Source organism: Marinomonas atlantica (genome assembly GCF_001639725.1).
GTDB classification, from domain to species: Bacteria; Pseudomonadota; Gammaproteobacteria; order Pseudomonadales; family Marinomonadaceae; genus Marinomonas; species Marinomonas atlantica.
In genome coordinates, this window is the sequence record NZ_LTAW01000007.1 from 1 (window position 1) to 22,779 (window position 22,779).

General features: G+C 44.0%; 10 protein-coding genes and 6 tRNA genes. 14 read left to right on the plus strand and 2 right to left on the minus strand.

Features of this window, described 5'->3' with window-relative positions:
- The 4 genes from AYW75_RS13160 to recD form a co-directional block, all read left to right on the plus strand.
- The coding region (locus AYW75_RS13160; protein WP_156490858.1) for an Ig-like domain-containing protein at window positions 1-5,565 on the plus strand (5,565 nt) is incomplete at its 5' end.
- A gap of 152 nt (window positions 5,566-5,717) precedes the next feature.
- The gene (gene recC / locus AYW75_RS13165) at window positions 5,718-9,254 is read left to right on the plus strand and encodes an exodeoxyribonuclease V subunit gamma (protein ID WP_067100164.1); all 3,537 of its coding nucleotides are present in this window, start codon (window positions 5,718-5,720) and stop codon (window positions 9,252-9,254) included.
- Complete coding sequence (gene recB, locus AYW75_RS13170; protein ID WP_067100165.1) at window positions 9,254-12,976, plus strand: exodeoxyribonuclease V subunit beta; 3,723 nt, start codon at window positions 9,254-9,256, stop codon at window positions 12,974-12,976. The genes recC and recB overlap by 1 nt, the downstream gene beginning before the upstream one ends.
- Window positions 12,969-15,014, plus strand: coding sequence for an exodeoxyribonuclease V subunit alpha (recD, locus tag AYW75_RS13175; protein ID WP_067100166.1), 2,046 nt, complete (start codon window positions 12,969-12,971; stop codon window positions 15,012-15,014). The genes recB and recD overlap by 8 nt, the downstream gene beginning before the upstream one ends.
- A 39-nt stretch (window positions 15,015-15,053) precedes the next feature.
- Here recD and msrA read toward each other — a convergent pair whose 3' ends face one another.
- Window positions 15,054-15,692, minus strand: coding sequence for a peptide-methionine (S)-S-oxide reductase MsrA (msrA, locus tag AYW75_RS13180; protein ID WP_067100167.1), 639 nt, complete (start codon window positions 15,690-15,692; stop codon window positions 15,054-15,056).
- A 177-nt stretch (window positions 15,693-15,869) separates the two neighbouring features.
- On the opposite strand from msrA, the gene AYW75_RS13185 reads away from it, so the two are divergent.
- The 8 genes from AYW75_RS13185 (at window position 15,870) to AYW75_RS13220 (ending at window position 18,455) form a co-directional block, all read left to right on the plus strand.
- Window positions 15,870-16,760 carry a hypothetical protein gene (locus tag AYW75_RS13185; protein WP_067100168.1) on the plus strand — a complete coding sequence of 297 codons (891 nt, stop codon included), beginning with the start codon at window positions 15,870-15,872 and terminating at the stop codon, window positions 16,758-16,760.
- Window positions 16,761-16,799: 39 nt separating this feature from the next.
- Window positions 16,800-16,876: transfer RNA gene (locus AYW75_RS13190), tRNA-Met, on the plus strand.
- 58 nt (window positions 16,877-16,934) lie between these two features.
- A tRNA-Met gene (locus tag AYW75_RS13195) sits at window positions 16,935-17,011 on the plus strand.
- Between the two features lie 71 nt (window positions 17,012-17,082).
- A tRNA-Met gene (locus AYW75_RS13200) sits at window positions 17,083-17,159 on the plus strand.
- 71 nt (window positions 17,160-17,230) lie between these two features.
- A tRNA-Met gene (locus AYW75_RS13205) sits at window positions 17,231-17,307 on the plus strand.
- A 71-nt stretch (window positions 17,308-17,378) separates the two neighbouring features.
- Window positions 17,379-17,455, plus strand: a tRNA-Met gene (locus tag AYW75_RS13210).
- Between the two features lie 71 nt (window positions 17,456-17,526).
- A tRNA-Met gene (locus AYW75_RS13215) sits at window positions 17,527-17,603 on the plus strand.
- A 180-nt stretch (window positions 17,604-17,783) separates the two neighbouring features.
- Entirely contained in the window at window positions 17,784-18,455 is a 672-nt protein-coding gene (locus tag AYW75_RS13220) for a DUF6933 domain-containing protein (protein WP_067100169.1), read from the plus strand.
- Window positions 18,456-18,488: 33 nt separating this feature from the next.
- Here AYW75_RS13220 and AYW75_RS13225 read toward each other — a convergent pair whose 3' ends face one another.
- A complete protein-coding gene (locus AYW75_RS13225) occupies window positions 18,489-18,893 on the minus strand; it encodes a hypothetical protein (RefSeq protein ID WP_067100170.1) in 405 nt (134 codons plus the stop codon).
- A gap of 493 nt (window positions 18,894-19,386) precedes the next feature.
- On the opposite strand from AYW75_RS13225, the gene AYW75_RS13230 reads away from it, so the two are divergent.
- The gene (locus tag AYW75_RS13230; protein WP_197478956.1) at window positions 19,387-20,235 is read left to right on the plus strand and encodes a mechanosensitive ion channel family protein; all 849 of its coding nucleotides are present in this window, start codon (window positions 19,387-19,389) and stop codon (window positions 20,233-20,235) included.
- Between the two features lie 276 nt (window positions 20,236-20,511).
- Entirely contained in the window at window positions 20,512-22,701 is a 2,190-nt protein-coding gene (katG, locus tag AYW75_RS13235) for a catalase/peroxidase HPI (protein WP_082856530.1), read from the plus strand.
- The last annotated feature ends 78 nt before the right edge of the window (window positions 22,702-22,779 follow it).

The window sequence follows — 22,779 nt, forward strand, 5'->3', positions numbered from 1 at the left end:
TACACCATTACTGATGGTACCGCGACCGACAGTGCTGAAGTGACTGTGACCGTGGATGCGGTCAATGACGGTCCAGAAGCCGTGGATGACACAGCTTCTACCAACGAAGACACGGTTGTGACCATTGATGTGTTGGCCAACGATACGGATCTGGATGGCGATACATTAACCATCACAGACGTGAGCGTGCCAGAAGCACAAGGCACGGTGGCGATTGTCGATGGTAAAGTTCAATTTACGCCGGCGGACAACTTCAACGGTGACGCGACCATCAGCTACACCATTACTGATGGTACCGCGACCGACAGCGCTGAAGTGACTGTGACCGTGGATGCGGTGAATGACGGTCCAGATGCCGTGGATGACACAGCTTCTACCAGTGAAGACACGGTTGTGACCATCGATGTGTTGGCGAACGATACGGACCTGGATGGCGATACTCTAACCATCACAGACGTGAGCGTGCCAGAAGCACAAGGCACGGTGGCGATTGTCGATGGTAAGGTACAGTTTACCCCGGCTGAGAACTTCAACGGCGACGCGACCATCAGCTACACCATTACTGATGGCACTGTAACGGACAGTGCAGATGTGACAGTTAATGTCACTCCTGTTGATGATGGTTCTGAAATCACTATTGAACAAGATAATGGTGACAAAGCCAGTGGTTCGTTAACTGAGGATAACGATACTAATTCCAATCAAAGTGGTATTCAGTTGTCTTTGAACGGTACGTTAACGGTTACTGATGTTGACGGAAATGGTGCATTTAACACGACACCAGTATTTACCAGTAGCACTGTTGATAATGGTGCTCAATTGGGTGTGCTGACTATCGATGATGAAGGCAACTGGTCGTATGAAGTCGATAATAGTAATGAAAAAATTCAGGCCCTAGATGATGGTGAGAGCATCGTTGAGACGTATACCGTCTCAACCGCTGACGGTAATGATACTCAGACTATTACTATCACCATAAATGGTAGAGATGAAGTAGCCCTTTCTATTCCAGATGGTTCTGAATTGGCAACGGTTACAGAAGAGGCTTTAACCGGAGGGTTAGCTGATGATAGCGGCAATACTGATGTTTCTGATGTACGAATTGTAACCAACACATTTAGTATCTCTGGACCTTCAGATGCTGATCTCGCTTTGTCTTTAGGATTGCCGACAACTTCAATCACTTCTGGTGGTGTGTCTGTTGTTTGGTCTAAAAATGGTGATGATGTTATTGGCATGGCAGGCGATACTGAGGTATTGCGTATTTCCGTAAGTGACATCCAGGATGGTCAGGCGTCTTACACAGTAACTCTATCTGCTCCCGTTGATCATGCAGTTACAGATTTAGCTTCTGAAGAAAATACGTTAGATCTCGATTTTGAAATTCTTCTCTCTGATGGGCAAGATACTGTTTCAGAGGTCATTAAAGTTGTTATTGAAGATGACTCACCAAGTGCTAGTGATGTTGAAGATGATGTTTACCTGAGCTTGAATTCAACCGCTGCATCTGAGTTCACGGTAGCGAATATTCAAGGCGGCTTCACTAATGTCGATTTTGAAACAACCTCTAACGAGGACCAGGATAAGTCACAGCAATTAGATACTGACTCTGATGAATTGGTTGATAAGCTTTCTTGGGATGATAGTGACGGTAGCCCAACTGAATTGACTTTGGTTGATGCCAATGGAAGTAGCTCTGTCGACGTTGATAGTTACGTTACGTTAGGCAACTTTAGCCACCATAATACCCCTATTTCTTCAAGCTATGTGTCGTTAGAAACGACAGATGTAAGTTATACCTTTGATGTGATTATTGAAGGTGAAACGCATCAAGTCACACTAACTGCAGATCTTGTCATTGATCAAACTACAAATAGTGGTTCTGCTTCTGAATCTGCGGATACAGTACGTTTGTCTAATTTAAGCAGTCAGACAGTTACCGTTAATGGAAATGAATACAAAGTTTCTTTGGAAGGCTTCTTGGCTGATGGGTTTGTGTCACATACATTAGTTACTGAAGAAGACCAAACAAATACTGTTCAAGTAGTTGCGAAGGTCGAAGTAGTTAGCTCGGTAGATGGATATGAACAAATTACTGGCACTGTAGATCTTGGTTCTGATTTTGGTGCTGACGGAGGGGATCTTGAAGCGCAGACAATAGTTGATAGCACATATGGCACTTTGGTTATTGCCGAAGATGGATCATATACATATCAACCAAATTCAACTTTTGCCGACTCCATTCCTAATGGCGGTCAGTCTGATGCATCTTTTGATTACCAAGTTAAGGATGCTGATGGCGATACTGTTGTTAGAACATTGACTATTTCTGTTCATAACAACTTACCGGCTCTAGCTGATGACAGCGGTAACTTGTTAGAAGATGCCACTTTAACTGTCGATGCAGAGCACGGTTTGTTAAGTAATGACTTTGGAGGAGACCAGCAGCTTGCTGTTTCAAGTTTCTCTTTCGGGGGGCAAGCAGCGAATGCAGATCAATCAATTACATTAGATGGCGTTGGCCAAATTACTATCAATAGTGATGGTTCTTATCAGTTTACACCTGTAGAAGATTGGGCTGGGGAAGTGCCTGATATTACGTATGCAACAAATAATGGCATGTCTTCAATATTGTCATTAACTGTTGACGCCGTTGCTGATGCGCCAACTTTATCTGTTTCTATTGGTGAAGTTTCTTTGAACAATGACTTGGTGTTAACTGGTGATGATATTCATAATTTGGGTGACCGAGGTGACAACAATGTTAATAGCTCTAGTGACTGGACAGACTCCTCTGCGGTGAGAACATTGAGCTTCGGTGAAGAGAATGCTGGTGCAACAGTAACTTTATCCTTTGATGCCTTAGTGAAAGGTAGCTGGGATTTAGACGGTAGCAATAGTCGAGCTGATACCTTTGTAATTAAAGCAAATGATGTTCAGTTAGATGAACGTAATTACCACCATACTTATGAATCCTCTACAACATCTGATGCGCTGACTTATACTGCAACCTTAGATGCTCAGGGTAACCTTGATGTTGAGTTTTTAGTGGATAGTACCGCCACAACAGAGACCGTTGATATCTCTAATATTCAGGTAACCTTAGAATCGACATCCGATGTTACCTTGTATCCACTGAATATTAGTGGTGTAGAGAACGACCAAGATGGCAGCGAAACTTTAACGTTTACCGTTTCTGGTATTCCAGAAACTGCCAAGCTTGTTAATTCTAGTGGTGTCGAGTTTAGTAAAAATAGCGATGGCAATTATGAACTTTCTGAAAATGAAATTGACGATGTTCAGCTAAGCGTTCCAAATAGTTTAGCGGGCTTCGATATCACAGTTGAAGCAACATCCACTGATGGGACATCGACTGCTACTGATAGCGAAACGGTCTCAATCACTCCTATTAATCATGACCCTAATGCCAGTGATGACCAGTTTAATGCTGTTGTTGGATCAACGTTGACGATAGGCGCTTCTAGTTTACTTGCTAATGATAGCGACACAGATGGTGACAATTTAACTCTAACCTCTGTATCGAACGCTCAGCATGGTCATGTGTTCATTGGAACTGATGGAAATGTTCATTTTACGGCTACTGAGGGTTTTAACGGTACCGCATCATTTGATTACACAGTCAGTGATGATGAAGGGGCTACGGGCAGTGCTACGGTGAGCATTAGTGTCCCTGCGGCATCGTCTAATGCAGCTGAAGTCGATGTGACCGTAACCCGTGTTGACTCAAGTATCTCTTCTGATATTTGGAAAGGCTTTGAGGATGGACATAGCTTTAATGTATGGGGCGACGATTACCATGAAATAGGCGATAGAAATATTTACTTTAGCGATTACCGCGGCGATAGCGATGTACTACTAGAAGGCAGCACATGGAGTGGTAATTCTTATGTGAATACTGATTCTGGCGATGATCGTATTGAAATCACTGGGGCTTCGTCAGCCGATATATCTACTGGTGATGATAATGATAATGTCGCGTTAGGCAGCTCTACTAATTGGGGAAGTGATATTTCTCTTGGAGAAGGTAATGACTCACTATATGTAAATGGTAATGTAACCGGGACGGTTGATACTGGGTCAGGCGAAGATAAAGTTCTAATTGAAGGTAGCCTTAATTCATCAAGCCCTCTAAATACTAATTCTGGTGACGATATCATTGCTGTACGAGGCGATGTTAATTCTAAAGTCGATACAGGTAGTGGAAATGATACCTTATATATTAAAGGGCATTTGAATAGTAACAGTGAGATTAAAGCTGGTTATGGGGAAAATGATATCTACATTGGCGGCGATGCTAACGCAAAAATCAAATCTGGCAATAATGATGACTCAGTATATATTGGTGGGAATTTAAACAGCAATAGCAAAATAGAAACCGAAAAAGGCAACGACCAAATCTTTATTGGTGGAAATGTGAATACCACTATTGATACCGACAAAGGTAATGATGTCATTCACATTAAAGGTGCGGTCAACTCTAACGGTGAGATCTCTACAAAAGATGATAATGATACCGTTGTTGTTGAAGGGCACATAGATGGAACCGTTAAGCTTGGTAAGGGTAGTGATGTCTTGGTGGTGGGAGGCCATGTAAATGGTGTATTGGATGGTGAAGACGGAACGGATTATCTGTATTTGTCTAGCTTGACTGTATCCCAGGTACAACAGCTGATAAATAATGATCGCATCAAGAACTTTGAAAATATCAAAGCGATGGACGGCGTTGTTCAGGGGGCCGACTTTGATTTGCCAACAGATACTCAACTGTCTGCTATGGAGGACCCATTTAATGGAAGCACTTCTCAAGCTTATTACCAAGTAAGCATTGATGTGTCAGATTTAGCGAATGGCGAAACATTGTCCAGCGTAGATGTCTTTGGAGTACCGACCGGAGCAAAATTACAGCAAGATGGTGTTGATCTCTCCGTTAATGCTGATGGTTCCTATACTGTGCAAGCAAATGGTCAAACCTCTATTGATAATCTAACGGTTGTTAGTAATTCTGATGCGGATATTGATGAGTTTGATCTAGTTGCACAAATCAATACAGATGGCGTCAATGATGACTTAGCCGGTACATCTGTTGATTCAGCCATTGTTGGTTCGAATGGAGATGAGTACCTTGAAGGAACTTCTGGAGAAGATACTTTATTTGGTAACTCTGGGGATGATGTTCTTTTCGGAGGCGATGATAGCGCGTCTGATACTATGGTCGGTGGTGAAGGGAACGACATCTTCATTCTTGCTAAAGACAGCAGTGTGTCAAATAATGCATTAGACCTAATCCAAGACTTTGATGCTGATGACGATGCACTAGATGTGTCTGATTTGTTTGAAGTAAACGAAGGCGATGATATTCAGCAGTTGTTGGCAGATAACCTTTCATTAACTAAAAATAGTGATGGTTCTGGTTCATTGATGATAAAAGATTCATCTGGCAATGATGTTGAAGCGGTATCATTTGGTACAGAATCTGATCTAAGTAGTAACGAAATTACTGTGATCTTCAATAATCAGGAATACGTCATTAATCCTGATGGTTAATTTGTAATTGCTTATATTTTAAGTCAATTCAAAAGCCAGCTAGGTTTCTAGCTGGCTTTTTTTATTTTTGAAACAATCATTTGTTTGCGTCATGATCTGTCGTCATTTTGATGTACCATAGTGCCTAACGTGAGATTGGATATAGGTGAATTATGAGTCATTGGCCGACGGGATTGATGGTCATTCAAGGCAATCGTCTTGAGTCGTTAAAAGACGTGTTAGTGGAATGGGTGAAGCGTTATCCGCTTGAGCCGCTGGAGACCGATAAGTTTCTGGTACAAAGTAATGGCATCGCTCAATGGTTGCAGCAGGCACTGGCTCAGGATGAACCAAAAGGTGGCTGTGGTATTGCCACTTCTATTGATGTCTCCTTGCCTGGGCGGTTTGTCTGGGAAGCCTATCGAGCCGCGTTTTGGGAATTAGATACTCAATCGCCATTCGACCTCAAGCCGATGACTTGGCGTTTGTTTCGCTTGTTAAAGGATTTAGACCGTGTCAATCAAGCAGGGCATTACGATGCATTGCTGCATTTTATGTCGACAGGTAAGAACCCCGAGCATCGCCGCTATGTGTTGGCGGAGCGTATCGCTAAGCTATTTGACCAATATCAAATCTATCGCGCTGATTGGCTGCAAGCTTGGCAAGACCAACTGGATGTCATGCCTAGTCGAGATGATATCGCAAGTTCGCATTCCAAGCCTGTGCCAGACGATCAGCTATGGCAGCCCATTTTATGGCGTTATTTAGTATTAGACGTGGAGCAAGATCCACAGTTTGCCAAAGGCAAGCGGCAGATTGTTAACCGCGCCAAAATTCACCAAGACTTTATTCAGCACTGTAAGCAACAAACCTCTCTTGAGGGGTTGCCTCGTCGGATTGTTGTATTTGGCATTTCATCTCTGCCCAATCAAATTCTCGAAGTATTTCACGCCATTGCGCCGTTTACCCAAATTCTGCTGTTTACCATGAACCCGAGTGAATATTACTGGGGGGACTTAATTGAAGGCCGACAGTTGCTGCGTCAAGCGACCTCTCGACGACCTATGCGCGAAGGCCGCAACCAAAAAGACATCTCATTAGACGAAGCGCACCTTTACGGCAATCCTTTACTGGCTTCATGGGGCAAGCTAGGTCGTGACTATTTACATTCCTTGGATGAGCAAGACGAGCCAGATAAATACCAACCATTCTTTGTCGATAGCAAGATCGATTTATTTGAATCACCAGGACAATCGACACTGTTAGAGCAGCTGCAAGATGACATTTTTCAATTGCGCAGCATTGAAGACTGCAAAGCTCAGAAGCGCTTAATAGATGTAGAAACAGACCAAAGTGTTCGTTTTATCGAAACACACAGTCGCCAGCGAGAAATGGAAGTGTTGCATGATTTATTGCTCAATGAGTTTGAGCAAGCTTTGCAACGCGGAGAGACATTGGAGCCGCGAGATATTTTGATTATGGCTCCAGATATTAATGTCTATGTGCCGCACATAGAGGCCGTATTTGGCCGTTTTAATAAATACGGTGAACATGCTGATGAGCGTTTTATTCCGTTTCATGTGGCGGATCAAAGCGCTCGTCAGCAGCATCCGATCGTAGCCGCATTTGAATCGTTGCTATCCATCACCCGTTCGAGGTTTGAAGCGACGGATTTGTTGTCTTTGTTAGACATTCCTGCGCTTCGTTCGGCTTACGCCATAAATGAAACTGATGTGGTGACGCTTAAAAGCTGGATTGAACATGCCAATATTCGTTGGGGATTAGACAAAGAACAGCGCAGCGGCTTGGGATTGACCTACCCCTCTGAACAGAATACGTGGCTATTTGGTCTAAGGCGTATGTTGTTGGGTTACAGTGTGGGTAATGGCGAGATCTGGCAAGACGTATTGCCTTATGGTGATATTGGTGGTCTTGAAGCGCGTTTATTAGGGCAGATGCACCGCTTGGTCGACGATGTGCAAACGGTTTGGCGGACATTTAATGAGCCCAAAGTATTGTTAGATTGGAGCCAGACGTTACAGCAATGTTTGCAGACTTTTTTTGCACCGAGCAGTGATCATGAACAACGAGTGCTAAGTCGTATCTCTGATCAAATCGAGCTGCTTGAAGAGCATGTACAGGGCTCCGGTGTCGAGCAAGAGCTTGTGGCGATTGATGTAATTCAAGAAACCCTGTTAGGTCAAATGGATGAACCGTCACTGAGTCAGCGCTTTCTGTCTGGTTCTGTGAATTTTGCCACACTGATGCCGATGCGTGCGATTCCATTCAAACAGGTATATTTGGTGGGTATGAACGATGGTGATTATCCTCAAATCAGTACGCCAATGGATTTTGACCTGATGGTGGGGGATTATCGCCCAGGGGATCGGTCACGACGCGAAGACGCCCGTTATCTGTTTCTAGAGGCAGTATTGTCAGCGCGCGATAAGCTGATCATTAGTTGGCAAGGACGAAGTGCTAAAGACAATACTGAGCAGCCGCCATCGGTATTGGTTGGGCAGCTGCGTGATTATCTAGACAAAGCGTGGAACAACGATCAGTTGGTACAACAACTGACACAAGATTATCCAATGCAACCGTTCAGTCGTCAGTATTTTTTTGACGACTCCGCACTGTTTACCTATCAAAAAGAATGGGAGACCATCAACAGTATTTCTCAAGAGGCAAATCAACAGGACTTGCCTGCTTGGACGCCTGATGCACCATTGAATGCTCGCAGGCTGACTGCGTTGTTTCGTTCCCCAGTGGATGCACTGTTTGCTCAGCGCTTGGATATTCATCGCCCAAATGAAATAGAAGAAACCAAAGTGGTTGAGAATTTTGTCAGCAATGGCCTCGAAGTTTGGCAAGTGCACGATGCGATTTTGCAGTTTGCCAAGCGTTTTGAGCCAACGGAGGAGGCATGGGATCGTCAAGTTGAGCAAGCTTTGCAGCGTCAAATAGCGGCGGGCGAGTTATATGAGGGTGCGTTTGCCGAGATTCGTCGTGAAAAGTTGTTTCCAAAGACTGTTAAGCAGTTGTATTTTGCATGGCACCAACGTGTACACAGCCTCACTCCAAAAGTGGATACATTACGTCAATTTGAGTGGCTACTGGATGAAAATTCGGGTTTATCGTACGCCGATGATCTCGATCGCTTATATGAGTCGGGTGATGGGCAGGGCGCGCTACAGTTTATTTTACAAACCTCGAATGTCTACAGTGAGAGTCGTATTGAGGAAGATATCTTTCCTCGAGCCATAACGAAAAACTTTATTGACACCAAAGTGCGTTGGCAAAATGTGGTGCACGGTTGGGTGCGTCATGTGGTGGCGAATGTCGCTCACAAGGGTAATGTGGCTACACAAATTATGTCACCCAATGGCGACTTATGTTTTGCAGCACTGGAGCTGGCTCAGGCAAAAGCGTACCTAGAGCTATTAACGAAGACTTGGTTAAAGGCTATGCAGGGTCCTCTGTGTTTTGGGGTCAACGGCGCGATGGCGTATTTAATTGCGGGTCGCTCAAAAAAGACGGATCGTGAACGAATGTTAGAACGATATGTGGACGGCGACTTGGCAAGCTCTGGAAGCCACTATGCTAAACAGTATTTTAAACCACCGCTAGATGAAGCAAAGACGAAAGAGTTTGAAGAACTGATTCCTGTGTTATGTCAGCCTATTATGGACAGTTTAGCGGAGCGCAAGTAATGGCAAGCCAATCCAAGCAATTAAATCCACTTAGCTTCCCGTTATCTGGCTCAGCGTTAATTGAAGCCAGTGCCGGAACGGGAAAAACCTATACACTGGCGTTGTTATATCTGCGACTGGTTTTAAAGCATGGTGGCGACAGCAGCTTTACGGATCATTTGTTACCGCCCAATATCTTGGTCGTGACGTTTACCAAAGCCGCGACGCGTGAGTTACGTGACCGTATTCGGGCACGTTTAGTGGAGGCCGCATCTTATTTTCGCGGTGATGTTGCACAAGCAGACCCTCAGCTGACTCAGTTAAAACAAGAAGTAGCCGATGAGCAAGACCTTAACTCCGCCGCTCGCCGCCTTGATGTGGCGGCAGAATGGATGGACGAAGCGGCGGTCTCGACGATTCACTCTTGGTGTAGTCGCATCCTATCAGAGCATGCGTTCTACAGCGGTTTAAACTTCTCACAAACCTTGATGGAGAATGAGAAGCCATTAGTTATTCAGGCGTGTGAAGATTACTGGCGAGAAATGGTGTTTCCCCTAGAAGAGCCCGAACTACGTCAAGTGTTGAGCTGCTTTAAATCCCCAGCAGACTTGTATGCAACCGTGAGTCGTGTGGTTTATAAAATCGCTGTCATTCCTCCCGTGTCTGAGGATATTAGTGCTGAATTAATAGCGATTGCCAAGGATCGTAGTGATAAAATTGCTGCTTTGAAATCCGCTGTGCAGGATGCATTACCAATATTGCAGCATGATTTTGAAGACGCTGCAAAACAAAAGTTATTCAAAGCCACTTCTCTTAATGCCAAACATCGAGCGTCAGTATTTGATACGCTTCATGCATGGAGCCAATCATCTGGCGAAGATTTGCAGGCCTTAGACAAGCTTTTCTCTGGCAAGAGCTTTGCTAAGATTGCGTTGTTGGACACTGATTTCTGGCTCGATCCCAGTCATATCCCCGTTGACCCAGATAGCGCAAATACCTTGGTGGATTTACAAGAAGCGATGTCGCAGTTGATCACTCCGTTGCAGTATTTGATCGGTCATGCCAGTCATTGGGTTGCAACACGAGTCGAAGACGAAAAGCTACAACGAGGTGCGTTAAGTCAGAATGATCTGTTGATCAAGCTTGATCAAGCGTTACAGGGTGACGGAGGCGAGCGCCTCGCTGAGGTAATTCGTAAACAGTTTCCAGTCGCTTTAGTGGACGAGTTTCAAGATACAGATCCTGTGCAATATCGAATATTTGACACTGTTTACAATGTTGCTGAGCCGTACCCTGATACAGGCTTCTTTATGATTGGGGATCCGAAACAGGCAATCTATCGCTTTCGTGGAGCCGACATTTTTACTTATTTAGCGGCTAAACAAGATACGGGTGAGCGTCAATACACATTGACTCATAACTATCGGTCGGCACCAGAGCTGGTTATGCGCGTCAATCGTTACTTTGAGCATGCTGAGACTGTTAATTCAAGTGTTGGTGCCTTCCTGTTTAAGCGGGACGATGAAGATCCTATTCCATTCTTGCCGGTTGAGTCAGGCCGTCAAGGCGATGCCATTGCGTTGCTGTTAGACGACAGCCCTGTTGCACCGCAGCAAGTATGGGACCTTGGCGAAGTAGAGGAAGGCGCCCCAAAATGGGATCGTGCTGCCGTGACTGCAAATGAGATCGCATATTGGTTAAACCTATCTCAGCAAGGTAGAGCAAGGTTGAATCTAGGCAAGGGCGTGCGAGCCATACTGCCAAAAGATTTTGCCGTGTTGGTCAATAGTGGTAATCAAGCACGCCAAATTCGTCGGGCTTTGTTTGAATTGAATGTCGCGAGCGTCTATTTATCTGATGCTAATGATGTCTTTGTAACCGAAGAAGCTGACGATATTTTACGGGTGCTGCGAGCCATGGCGGAGCCGTATAGCAGTTATTATCTGCGTATCGCGTTAGGCAGTCGCTTGATGGGCATGGCACTGTATGATTTGGACCGATTAAATCATGATGAAGTGTTTTGGGAGAGCTTCATTGAACAGTTTCGAAGCTATCACCATCATTGGTTAAGCTTTGGTGTGATGCCAACGTTGCATCGTTTTTTCAAGGATCAACAGGTCACCAGTCGCTATTTGAAAGACGCCAATGGCGAGCGTTCGATTACAGATCTATTTCATATCAGCGAACTGCTGCAACAAGCCTCAGAAGTGGTGCAAGGTCAGCAGGCCTTGATTCATCATTTGGAGCAATGCATCAGCACCGAAACTTCTGGAGAAGAGAGTCGACAACAGCGCCTTGAAAGTGATGCTGATTTGGTGCAAGTGGTAACCGTGCATAAATCCAAAGGCCTACAGTACCCTATCGTTATGTTGCCGTTTTTAGATTACGCGCGGCCAGTCAAATGTTCGGATTTACCGATCGAGTACCATGGAGCGGACGGCGCTTTGCATCTGACGTTTATGCCGACCGAGGAAGACGTAGAGACAGCTGATTTCGAGCGCTTGGCAGAAGATGTGCGTAAGGTCTATGTGGCAATGACTCGTGCTATTTGCGCACAATGGGTCGCAGTGGAAGATCCTGTTGGTAGCAAAAGCGACCCTGAGCCAGCATTGGTATCGGCTGGTCATCGATTGCTGGGGCGTAGTGATGGCTCTGTGCTGGCGCAATATCAACAGCTGGACGATGTATTCGCCACTGCAACCGCTAAACTCGATGAGCTTTCTTACCAACCAGAGCTTCACGCTCAGCCTCGCCCTGCTAGGCGTGTCAACGTTTTGGGTATTGAACCTTGGTGGATTGCCAGTTATTCCTCCATTAGTTATGGCGGCAAAAGTGATGCTTTGTTCCCAGAAAGTACGCAAAGCGAGCAAGCCATTGATGAGCAGTTGAGCGATGATGATACATTGACAATTGAACAGCCAATGCAGCAGCTGGCGAATAAATTAATGCATCGTTTACCGCGTGGCAGTGCTATGGGGACGTTTTTGCATGGTCTGATTGAGTGGGCGGCTGAACAGCGTTACGAAACACCGGATGGTCAACGATTGCAAGGTTTTGCCGCAACGGTAGTAGATCAAGAGACGCGTCAAGAAGCAGTTTACAGTCGTTGCCGCAAGCGTATATTAGAAGATTTTGCGCAAGGGCTTTCAGAGTGGCTAGCTGATTTTTTAAGTACGCCGTTTGCAATCGAGTCACTGACACACAAACCAAGTCACGTGCTGCGTTTGATGGATCTCCCGTCACATAAAATATCTGTTGAGTTGGAATTCATGTTTTCGGCTAATCAGGTCACTACTGGTGCGATAGATCAACTGGTTAGGCGTTATACATGGCAAGGACGTGAGCGCCCTATGGCGAATTTCCAAAAATTGGAAGGTATGTTTAAAGGTTTTATTGATTTGGTGGCTGAAATTGATGGGCAATATTTTGTTATTGACTGGAAAAGTAATTTCCTAGGCAACACCGATGATGATTACCACGCACAAGCGTTGCAAGATGCCTTACTGAAAAAGCGTTATGACCTGCAATATGTCTTGTATCTGGTTGCGCTGCATCGCCACTTGAAAGATCGTATTCCCGACTACAACTATGACACGCACGTTGGCGGTGCGATTTACTTCTTTTTGCGGGGTTATGACAACCCAGAAACACAGGGTTTGATTATGGATAAGCCGCCTAAAACATTGATTGAGCAATTAGATGCTTTGTTTGCTGGGAAGGCAAAGGGGTGTGCATATGACTAGATTAGAGCAAATGCATACGTGGGTAGATGTTGGGCTGATCCGTTATATAGATTACGCGTTGGTGAACTTTATTCGTGAACAGGCTCAGGATACTTCGGAAGATGTATTATTAGCCATGCTGCTGGTAAGCCACAGTGTCTCGATGGGACAAGTTTGTGTAGACCTTAAGGACACCTTAGTCACGCCTTTAGCTATGGTGTCAACGGATAGTATGGATGATGAAGCGCAGCAAATAGCTCGTGCTCAGCTGCAAAGCTGGATAGAAAGTTTAACGATATCAGAATGGTTGGCTGACATTGAGGCGTGTTCGGCTGTGGCAGTGATCGCTAACAATCTAGAAGATTCGAAACAGGCTACACCGTTTGTATTGGTCCAGCAGCAAGGCAATGCCTTGCTGTATTTACGTCGCTATTGGCAAGCAGAAAAAACCATAGAATCGGGAATTAAAGCGCGGTTTGAACCTGCCAGTCGCATTAGTAACACGGATATACGTAGTCTTCTTGATCAGTTATTCGGAAAGAAACAGCATGATTACGAAGACACAGATTGGCAGCGTATCGCCTGTGGTATTGCTGCCAGTAACCATTTTTCAATCATTACTGGCGGTCCTGGCACGGGCAAGACGACAACGGTTTTAAAGCTCTTGGCGCTTCTACAAGCTGAACGCTTGATGCACCAATTACCACCATTGGCAATTCGCTTAGCAGCTCCCACCGGAAAGGCGGCAGCGCGCCTGAATGAGTCCATAGCGGACAACTTAACGCGTTTGGCATTACCTGAGCTTGAAAATCTTGCACCTGACGCATTAAAAGCAGTGATTCCCACGCAGGTTATGACTTTGCATCGATTATTGAGTCCTAAGCCAAATAGCCGCCAATTTCAGCATAACAAGTCGAACCCATTGGTGGCCGATATTGTGGTTATTGATGAAGCTTCAATGATTGATATTGAGATGATGGCCAATCTCTTTGATGGTATTGAGCCAGATGCCAGAGTAATTCTGTTGGGAGATAAGGACCAATTAGCCTCAGTGGAAGCAGGATATGTGTTAGGCGACTTGTGTCAGGGCGCGGTTGATGGCCATTACACTCAAGAGACCGCAGATTGGATTCGTGATATTTGTCAGCAGAACCTTGAGGAAAGCTTTATTGACCCGCAGGGCTCTGTTCTTAATCAAGCCGTCTGTATGCTTCGACGAAGCTACCGCTTCCAAGATGGCGGGGTTATTCATCGATTGGCAAGTTTAGTAAATGATGAGCGTGATGACCCTCAAAATGATCCTAAGATGCCTGAGCTTAAAGACGTGTTTCGACAGAGAGAGCAGTACGAGAACAACCCGGTATTACGTTTCCTAGAACAAGAGCAATTACCAACATCGGTATTGCAAAATGCCTTTCGGAAGCTCTTAGTCGAAGGCTATGGTCATTATTTGTCCGTGGTTCAAGCTATGCCTGACGCAATAATGGATAACGCTCTTTTCGACACTTGGGGCAAGCAGGTGCTTAGTGCTCATGCCCATTTTCAGTTGCTGGTAGCATTGCGTAAAGGAGAGTGGGGCGTAGAGGGTATGAATGCTAAAATAGAACAGGTGCTGCTATCAGCCAAGCAACTCACTAGTATCGATAGTCTGTGGTATTTAGGGCGTCCTGTGATGGTCACGCAAAATGACTACAGTGTTGACTTAATGAATGGTGATATTGGCATTAGTTTACTGTATCCCGTTAATGGGCAATTAAAGCAACGTGTTGTATTCTCTGATGGCAAAGGTAGCGTGCGCTGGTTGTTACCAAGCCGCTTACAAAGCGTAGAGACCGTATTTGCTATGACGGTCCATAAGTCGCAGGGGTCAGAATTTCACCATGCAGCGATGTTGTTGCCTAGTCAAAATTCCCCCATATTGACTAAGGAATTGATCTACACGGGCATTACGCGATCAAAAAAACACTTTACTCTGATTTCAGGCGATGCAGATGTACTCGAAAGCGCAATGAACCGAAAAGTTGAACGCTCCAGCGGTCTTTCACTGTCTATTCAGTAGTGCTTTGGGGGGGCGATTTAAAGGTCGCCTCCCATCGTCTTAGATTAAGCCGATAGGGCAGCTAATGCCTGTGCCGGCCAGCCCACAATAACCATTAGGGTTTTTATGTAAGTATTGTTGGTGTTCCGTTTCTGCAAAATAAAAGGCTTCCAATGGTTCTACTTCGGTTGTGATTTTACCAAAACCATTTTCAATCAAACGTTTTTGATAGTCATCACGACTTTTAAGCGCGGCTTCTAAATCGTCATCGTTGATCGTATAAATGGCAGAGCGATACTGTGTACCAATATCATTGCCTTGACGCATGCCTTGAGTAGGGTCATGGCTCTCCCAAAAGACTTTAAGAATTTCTGACAGCGACGTTTCGTCGGTATTAAAAATAACTTTGACGACTTCTGTATGCCCCGTTTGTCCTGTACAAACTTCTTTATAGGTTGGATTAGGTGTGTAGCCACCTGCAAACCCTACCGCAGTAACGCTAACGCCATGTGTGTTCCAAAACCGTCTTTCGGCACCCCAATAGCAACCCATAGCAAAATAGACCTCCTTTTCAGATTCAGAAGATTTAGCATGGCGCTTTATGTTTTCTTTTGTAACTATATTTGTATCTTCTGTGATTAATGGTTCACTTCTTCCTTTTAAAGCGCTTTCTTTTGTTATAAAAATAATGTTTTTCATTGGGTTACCTAATCGTAATTTAAATTAATTTTATTGTTTATTTATTGATATCACTGATCAATAAATAAACATTTTTTACGTTTCATTACGTATGGATGCAAAAGAATACTATGTAATAATGGTATTACAAGAGCCCTAGCATACACTTGAGTAATCTACATTAGGGATGGTTTGGTTATGTCTGATGCGTTGGTCCTGTGGGACGCTCGAAACAGTAATCGCTTTCTGCAAAGGTTTATTGAAGACTTCAAGGCAGAGCTTACGCGCTTCTCTTTGAAGGTTCGTTTTGTTACGTTGTCTAATGTTACGTCATTAGAGGAAGATCAGATCAAACCGTCTATGCGAGGATTGCTTGATTTAATTCATGTAGAGTCGCCACTCCATTTAATCACGTTTGGCTCTAAACCTAACTCACTGGCATCCTTAATTAGCCCTGCATTACGTTGTAAGCTTCATACTAATCTTTTGCCTGAGTGGCTTGAAGGAGAGCCTCATCATTCAACCATCGCCAAACTTGCTAGCTATATACATAAAAATGAAGAGTGGGGTGACGGTAGCGAACTTAAAGACTATTTTTATCCTCAGTTCACCAGCAAAGCAGTTAACGCAATTGTATTTTTTAAGGAGGATGACTTTTCAAATGTGATAGAAGAGCATGCTATTGCTCACAACATCGCATATCAATCTATATCATTGAAGTCATTTTTACCGCCAGCTGTTCAGCTGTTGCATAAAGTAGGAATATTAGTCGTTTCTTCTAATAGTGCTAATCAAGGTGACATTATTGAGTTGGCAAATGGTTATGGCCTACCTGTTTTGTTAATTTCACCAGAGATGCGTAACTTTGGTATTAGAGAAGGAGAAAATGGTTGGGTGGTATCGACGACGCAACAAATTCAATATACCAACTATCTTAAAAACTGGCAGTGTATGTCACAAAATGTCAGGGAAATGATTTCTCAATATTGTCGATACTCCCAGTCTACTCAATCTGGGGTTCGCTGTTACTGTTCTTCACTTGGTTACCCTGAAAAATTAGAATTGAAAGATTTTAAGTTAAGGGGTTGACCAATAAGATAAAGCTACGTAATATGCGCACCTCGTTGACGCGGGATGGAGCAGTCCGGTAGCTCGTCGGGCTCATAACCCGAAGGTCGTAGGTTCGAATCCTGCTCCCGCAACCATTTTAGAATGAGTCAACGAGTTGAAATAAATTGTTAGTGAATGCGCAAGCATATTTGGCGCGGGATGGAGCAGTCTGGTAGCTCGTCGGGCTCATAACCCGAAGGTCGTAGGTTCGAATCCTGCTCCCGCAACCAATTTAAAAAACTGGTTGTATGCAAGATAAACATAATTAGCTTGAATCTATTTAATTCGATAGATTTCATGGCGCGGGATGGAGCAGTCTGGTAGCTCGTCGGGCTCATAACCCGAAGGTCGTTGGTTCGAATCCGGCTCCCGCAACCAACTTATTAAAAACAAGTTGTTTAGAATTTTACTGAAAAATAAAGTGATCTATTTATACATAGGTTACATGGCGCGGGATGGAGCAGTCTGGTAGCTCGTCGGGCTCATAACCCGAAGGTCGTAGGTTCGAATCCTGCTCCCGCAACCAATTTAAAAAACTGGTTGTATGCAAGATAAACATAATTAGCTTGAATCTATTTAATTCGATAGATTTCATGGCGCGGGATGGAGCAGTCTGGTAGCTCGTCGGGCTCATAACCCGAAGGTCGTTGGTTCGAATCCGGCTCCCGCAACCAACTTATTAAAAACAAGTTGTTTAGAATTTTACTGAAAAATAAAGTGATCTATTTATACATAGGTTACATGGCGCGGGATGGAGCAGTCTGGTAGCTCGTCGGGCTCATAACCCGAAGGTCGTAGGTTCGAATCCTGCTCCCGCAACCATTTTTTTATAACTCAGTTTAACCTCACCTAAATCCCCAGTATTATTTATATCTCATCTGTTTTGTAGCATACTATTTGTTCTTCTTATTCCTCATTCCTTGTATAGCGATATATTGGCTTCCAAATATCTTTGATCCGCTGTTACTATCATGGCTATATTAATTCTGACAAAGCCAACCTATGATTCGACTTCACTGTACTAGTAAATTGCTGCCCAAGCTTCCTGTTGATGGTAAGGGCTGTTTTTCAGCATCTAATAAAAGCCAAGCTAATGTGGCACAGATGCTAGAGGCCTTGAACCCTTTAAGTGGTTGGTATGGCAGTATGTTTTTGTTGAAGGGGCGAAACTGTGTTGTCATGGTTCATGAAGCAACACGCTTTCCTGTTTTTATGCCTTGTTTAATGAAAACGGACTTTGCGGAATTAGAAGACTCTTTTGCAAATGCATTTGTTGCGGCTTTAGTAGAGGTTGGGGCAAATGAAGAGCAAATCTATGCAGCTAGTAGGCTGATTCAACCATTTGTTGTTGATGATGAGAGCAAAGATGTTATGCAAATGGCATTGAATCAGGCGAAAGCGTGTATCGAGCGTATGCTCTGGGATGACAATACGTCAATTGAAAAATTAGAAACGGCTCAGGCGAGTCGGATATTGAGTGATATTCCTTTCAATTTACAGGCTAAAAAAGAAGTTGTTTGGCCTAAGAAGCTCATGCTGAGATTGTTGGACGATGCCGCTGGTGTTCTGATTAGAACAGCTAATAATTCCCTTGAGTCAGATGGTGAAGTAAGTGAGGCTCCGAAATCGGATAACATCGTTTCTATGATAGATTTTCAGAATCACCGGAAATAGACGTTCTTTAGGTGTCATCGAAGACGTCTAAAGTTAGCTTAAATCTTCTAGGTTAATTCCCTTTTTTGTCATCTCAGCCAATATTTCTTTGGCCGCTCGAGCTCGATTATCCATTTCGTTAAGGATTTGTGTAATAAGGTCAAGTAACGCATTTTTTTCTAAAGCCGTTAGCATGCCGCATTGCTTTTGAAGGTCTGTAAGCTTAATACCACTGTCACGAATGCGATCGAGTAAGTTTAAAAGAGTGCTTTCTGTCGGTACTTTCTTGGTTTCTAGATCGTAACCACTGGATTGATGTCTTTTCAAACCCTTCTGCAAACGTTCAAGTTCAGGGCGTAAGTCATGTCTTTTTGCTAATGATGCGACACACTTTGACGAAGTTTGTACAACAGTCAGGCTATAGGCTAGAGATTTTAAAATGTGCGTTAATTCGTTCATTTAGATATATGTGTTCTCAATTGAAACATTGTGAAATAAGGGCTAGTTACAGGCTCATGCGTCATCATTAAGGAGCTTAAAATTGAGCCAGTACGAATAAGTACTCTACACCCATTTGCCATACATAATATTGCCAAATAAAGTAAGTGCCTAATTAATTCATGACATTTGCTGCGAATGAACATAAAAGACTGGCGATAATTGGTCAAAAATGTGCACTGTATGGGTTGAGTGTGAATATATTGTTCACGGTGTCCATTTGGAGGTATCTGCTGGCGCGTGTTTAATAACCGTATTATAGCTCAAGAAATTACCTTTGTTGCAAGTCCCCGTTAGCGATTCTGTTTTAAGATTTTTGCTAAGTACTTTCAGATATAGGATTGAATGAGCTGAGCTATAGTAGGCAGCATTAAATAACTGGTTCGAAAACTTAGCTTTGCATAGAATGGCTGGATAATTGAATACATAGTATTAACGTGCCTTTGAGGAGAGCATGATGGACGCGCTAATAGCGTTTTATTCCACGTACGAAGTGCAGATTTTTCTAATCGCCAAAAATGTTGTATTAGCATGCTTGGTAGTCGTGATGGCTACTTTCATTTCTAAGTTGGCAAGAAAAGGGGTATATGCTGGTGCTGCACGGCTCAGTCAGAATGACGAAATAATTGCTCTGTTGCTGTCAAAAATAGCCGCTTACGCTGTGTATTTGATTGGCTTGGTGATTATTCTCGATTTGTTTGGGGTAAATACAGCCAGCCTAGTGGCTTTGGTTGGTGCTGCGGGGTTGGCCGTTGGCTTAGCATTGAAAGATACGCTGAGTAATATTGCAGCAGGTATCATGATCTTATTTCTCAAACCCATTAAGAAAGGGGAGTATGTTGAATTCAATGGCTATATGGGGACGGTTTCATTCATAGGCCTGTTTACCTCTGAATTTGAAACGGCAGATGGTTTATACATATCAAGTCCCAACAGCAATGTTTGGAACGCAACCATTCGTAATTACAGTCGAAACAGCAAGCGTCGACTAGAAGTGACCGTTGGGATTTCTTACAAAGATTCCATAGATACAGGTATGAAAGTGTTGCTTGAGCTTGCCTCTGAATTCACTGTCATAATGAAAGATCCAGCTCCGCAAGTGATTGTACATATGTTGGCAGATAGTTCAGTGAACCTTCAGCTCCGAGCTTGGACCACCCCCGATAAGTTCTGGGATACTTACTGGGCGCTCCAAAAACAAGTCAAGCCTCGTATTGAGGCGGCTGGTCTTACGATTCCTTTCCCTCAGCGGGATTTGCACATTATTAAAAATAACGAGCTCAATGAGAATAGCCCTAAATAAGGGCTATTTTTTTGCCCTAAAGAAAATGCTAGGTTGTAAGGGCTGAGCAATTCATGTGGCGGTTTAGCTTCATCATTTAAAATTACTATTAGATTGATCAGTAAATGAAATTTTCTAAATTGAGAGTAAAGGCATATTGTTAAACCTACTTTAACGATCCAGCATAAAGCGATCTTAAATGTTGCAGCACAACACAGTATTTTTTCATCTATCCTTAATTTAGTCAGATGACAATATAGAGTGTGCGACAAAAACATAAGCATAAGGAGTTTCGACGTGAGCCAGAATAACACTTCATCGACAGGAAAATGCCCGGTCATGCACGGTAGCCACACGGAGACCGGCGATTCGGTTATGGCTTGGTGGCCTAATGCACTCAACTTAGACATCTTGCACCAACACGATACGAAAACAGATCCATTTGGCGAATCATTCAATTATGCCGAAGAGTTCAATAAGCTAGATTTAGAGAAAGTTAAGAGCGATCTTAAAGACCTGATGACAAATAGCCAATCATGGTGGCCTGCAGATTGGGGTCATTACGGTGGTCTTATGATTCGTATGGCGTGGCACTCAGCAGGTAGTTACCGTGAGTCGGATGGACGTGGTGGCTCAAACACCGGTAACCAACGATTCGCACCACTAAATAGCTGGCCCGACAATGGTAACCTTGATAAGGCGCGTCGACTTTTATGGCCAGTGAAAAAGAAATACGGTAATAAATTGTCTTGGGCGGATCTGATGATTATGGCTGGTAATATGGCGTACGAGTCAATGGGCTTCAAAACCTTTGGTTTTGCCGGTGGCCGTGAGGATATTTGGCATCCAGAGAAAGACGTTTACTGGGGATCGGAGAAAGAATGGTTGGCGTCTTCAGACAACGAAAATAGCCGTTATTCTGGAGAGCGAGATCTTGAAAATCCTTTAGCAGCCGTAATGATGGGGCTGATTTATGTAAACCCTGAAGGGGTAGATGGTAATCCTGATCCTCTAAAAACAGCGCAAGATATTCGAGTCACATTCGCCCGAATGGCCATGAATGATGAAGAAACAGTTGCCTTGACCGCGGGTGGCCATACTGTTGGTAAAACGCATGGTAATGGCAATGCCGACGATTTAGGGCCAGAACCTGAGGCTGCTGATATAGAAGAGCAAGGCCTAGGTTGGAACAATAAAGTCTCCCGAGGTATTGGGCGTAATGTCGTGACAAGTGGCCTAGAAGGGGCTTGGACAACCAACCCTACGCGATTTGATATGGGTTATTTCGATATGTTGCTTGATCATGAGTGGGAAAGTGTCAAAAGTCCTGCTGGTGCTTGGCAGTGGGAGCCAATCGATATTAAAGAGGAAGACAAGCCCGTCGATGTTGAGGACTCAAGTATCCGTTGCAACCCAATGATGACGGATGCAGATATGGCCATGAAAATGGATCCAGAGTACCGTAAAATCATGGATCACTTCCGAGCAAACCCAGATTACTTTAAAGATGTATTTGCTCGCGCTTGGTTTAAGTTGACTCACCGTGATATGGGGCCAAAAGCGCGCTACCTAGGTGCAGATGTGCCAAGTGAAGATTTGATTTGGCAGGATCCTGTTCCTACTGTTGATTACACATTAGATGATGCGGAAATTGCCGATCTTAAGGCTAAAATTCTAGCGACAGACCTTTCTGTTGCAGAGCTGGTAGCGACGGCGTGGGACAGTGCTCGTACTTTCCGAGGCTCCGATTACCGTGGGGGTGCGAACGGTGCTCGTATTCGTTTGGCACCTCAAAAAGATTGGCAAGGTAATGAGCCAGAGCGTTTGCAAAAAGTATTGTCGGTATTAGAAGTCATTCAAAAAGACTCTGCTAAACCGATTAGTATGGCAGACCTTATCGTGTTGGCTGGTAGTGCTGCTGTCGAAAAAGCGGCTTACGATGCTGATGTTCATATTAATGTGCCATTCGCGCCAGGGCGTGGCGATGCCACAGATGATATGACGGATGCGGACTCATTCGACGTATTAGAGCCTTTACATGATGGCTTTAGAAACTGGTTGAAAGAGCATTACGCCGTCCAGCCAGAAGAAATGTTGTTAGATCGAGCTCAGTTAATGGGGCTGACGGCGCCAGAAATGACGGTATTGTTAGGTGGTATGCGAGTATTGGGTACCAACCATAGTGCGAGCAAGCATGGCATTTTGACCTACCGTGAAGGGGTTTTGAGTAATGACTTTTTTGTTAACTTAACCGATATGGGTAATACTTGGAAGCCAACAGGACGTAACTCATACGATATCTGCAACCGTGAAACGGGTGATGTGAAGTGGACGGCAACACGTGTTGATTTAGTGTTTGGTTCGAATTCGATCCTTCGTTCTTACGCTGAGTTCTATGCCCAAGACGATAACCAAGAAAAGTTCGTGAAAGACTTTGTTAAAACTTGGGTTAAAGTCATGAATGCAGACCGTTTTGATTTAAAATAATGTGTATTGAATGAGTGCATAGCTGCTCATGCCTTAAACAAAAGCGTCTTAGTTTCTGACTAAGGCGCTTTTTTAATG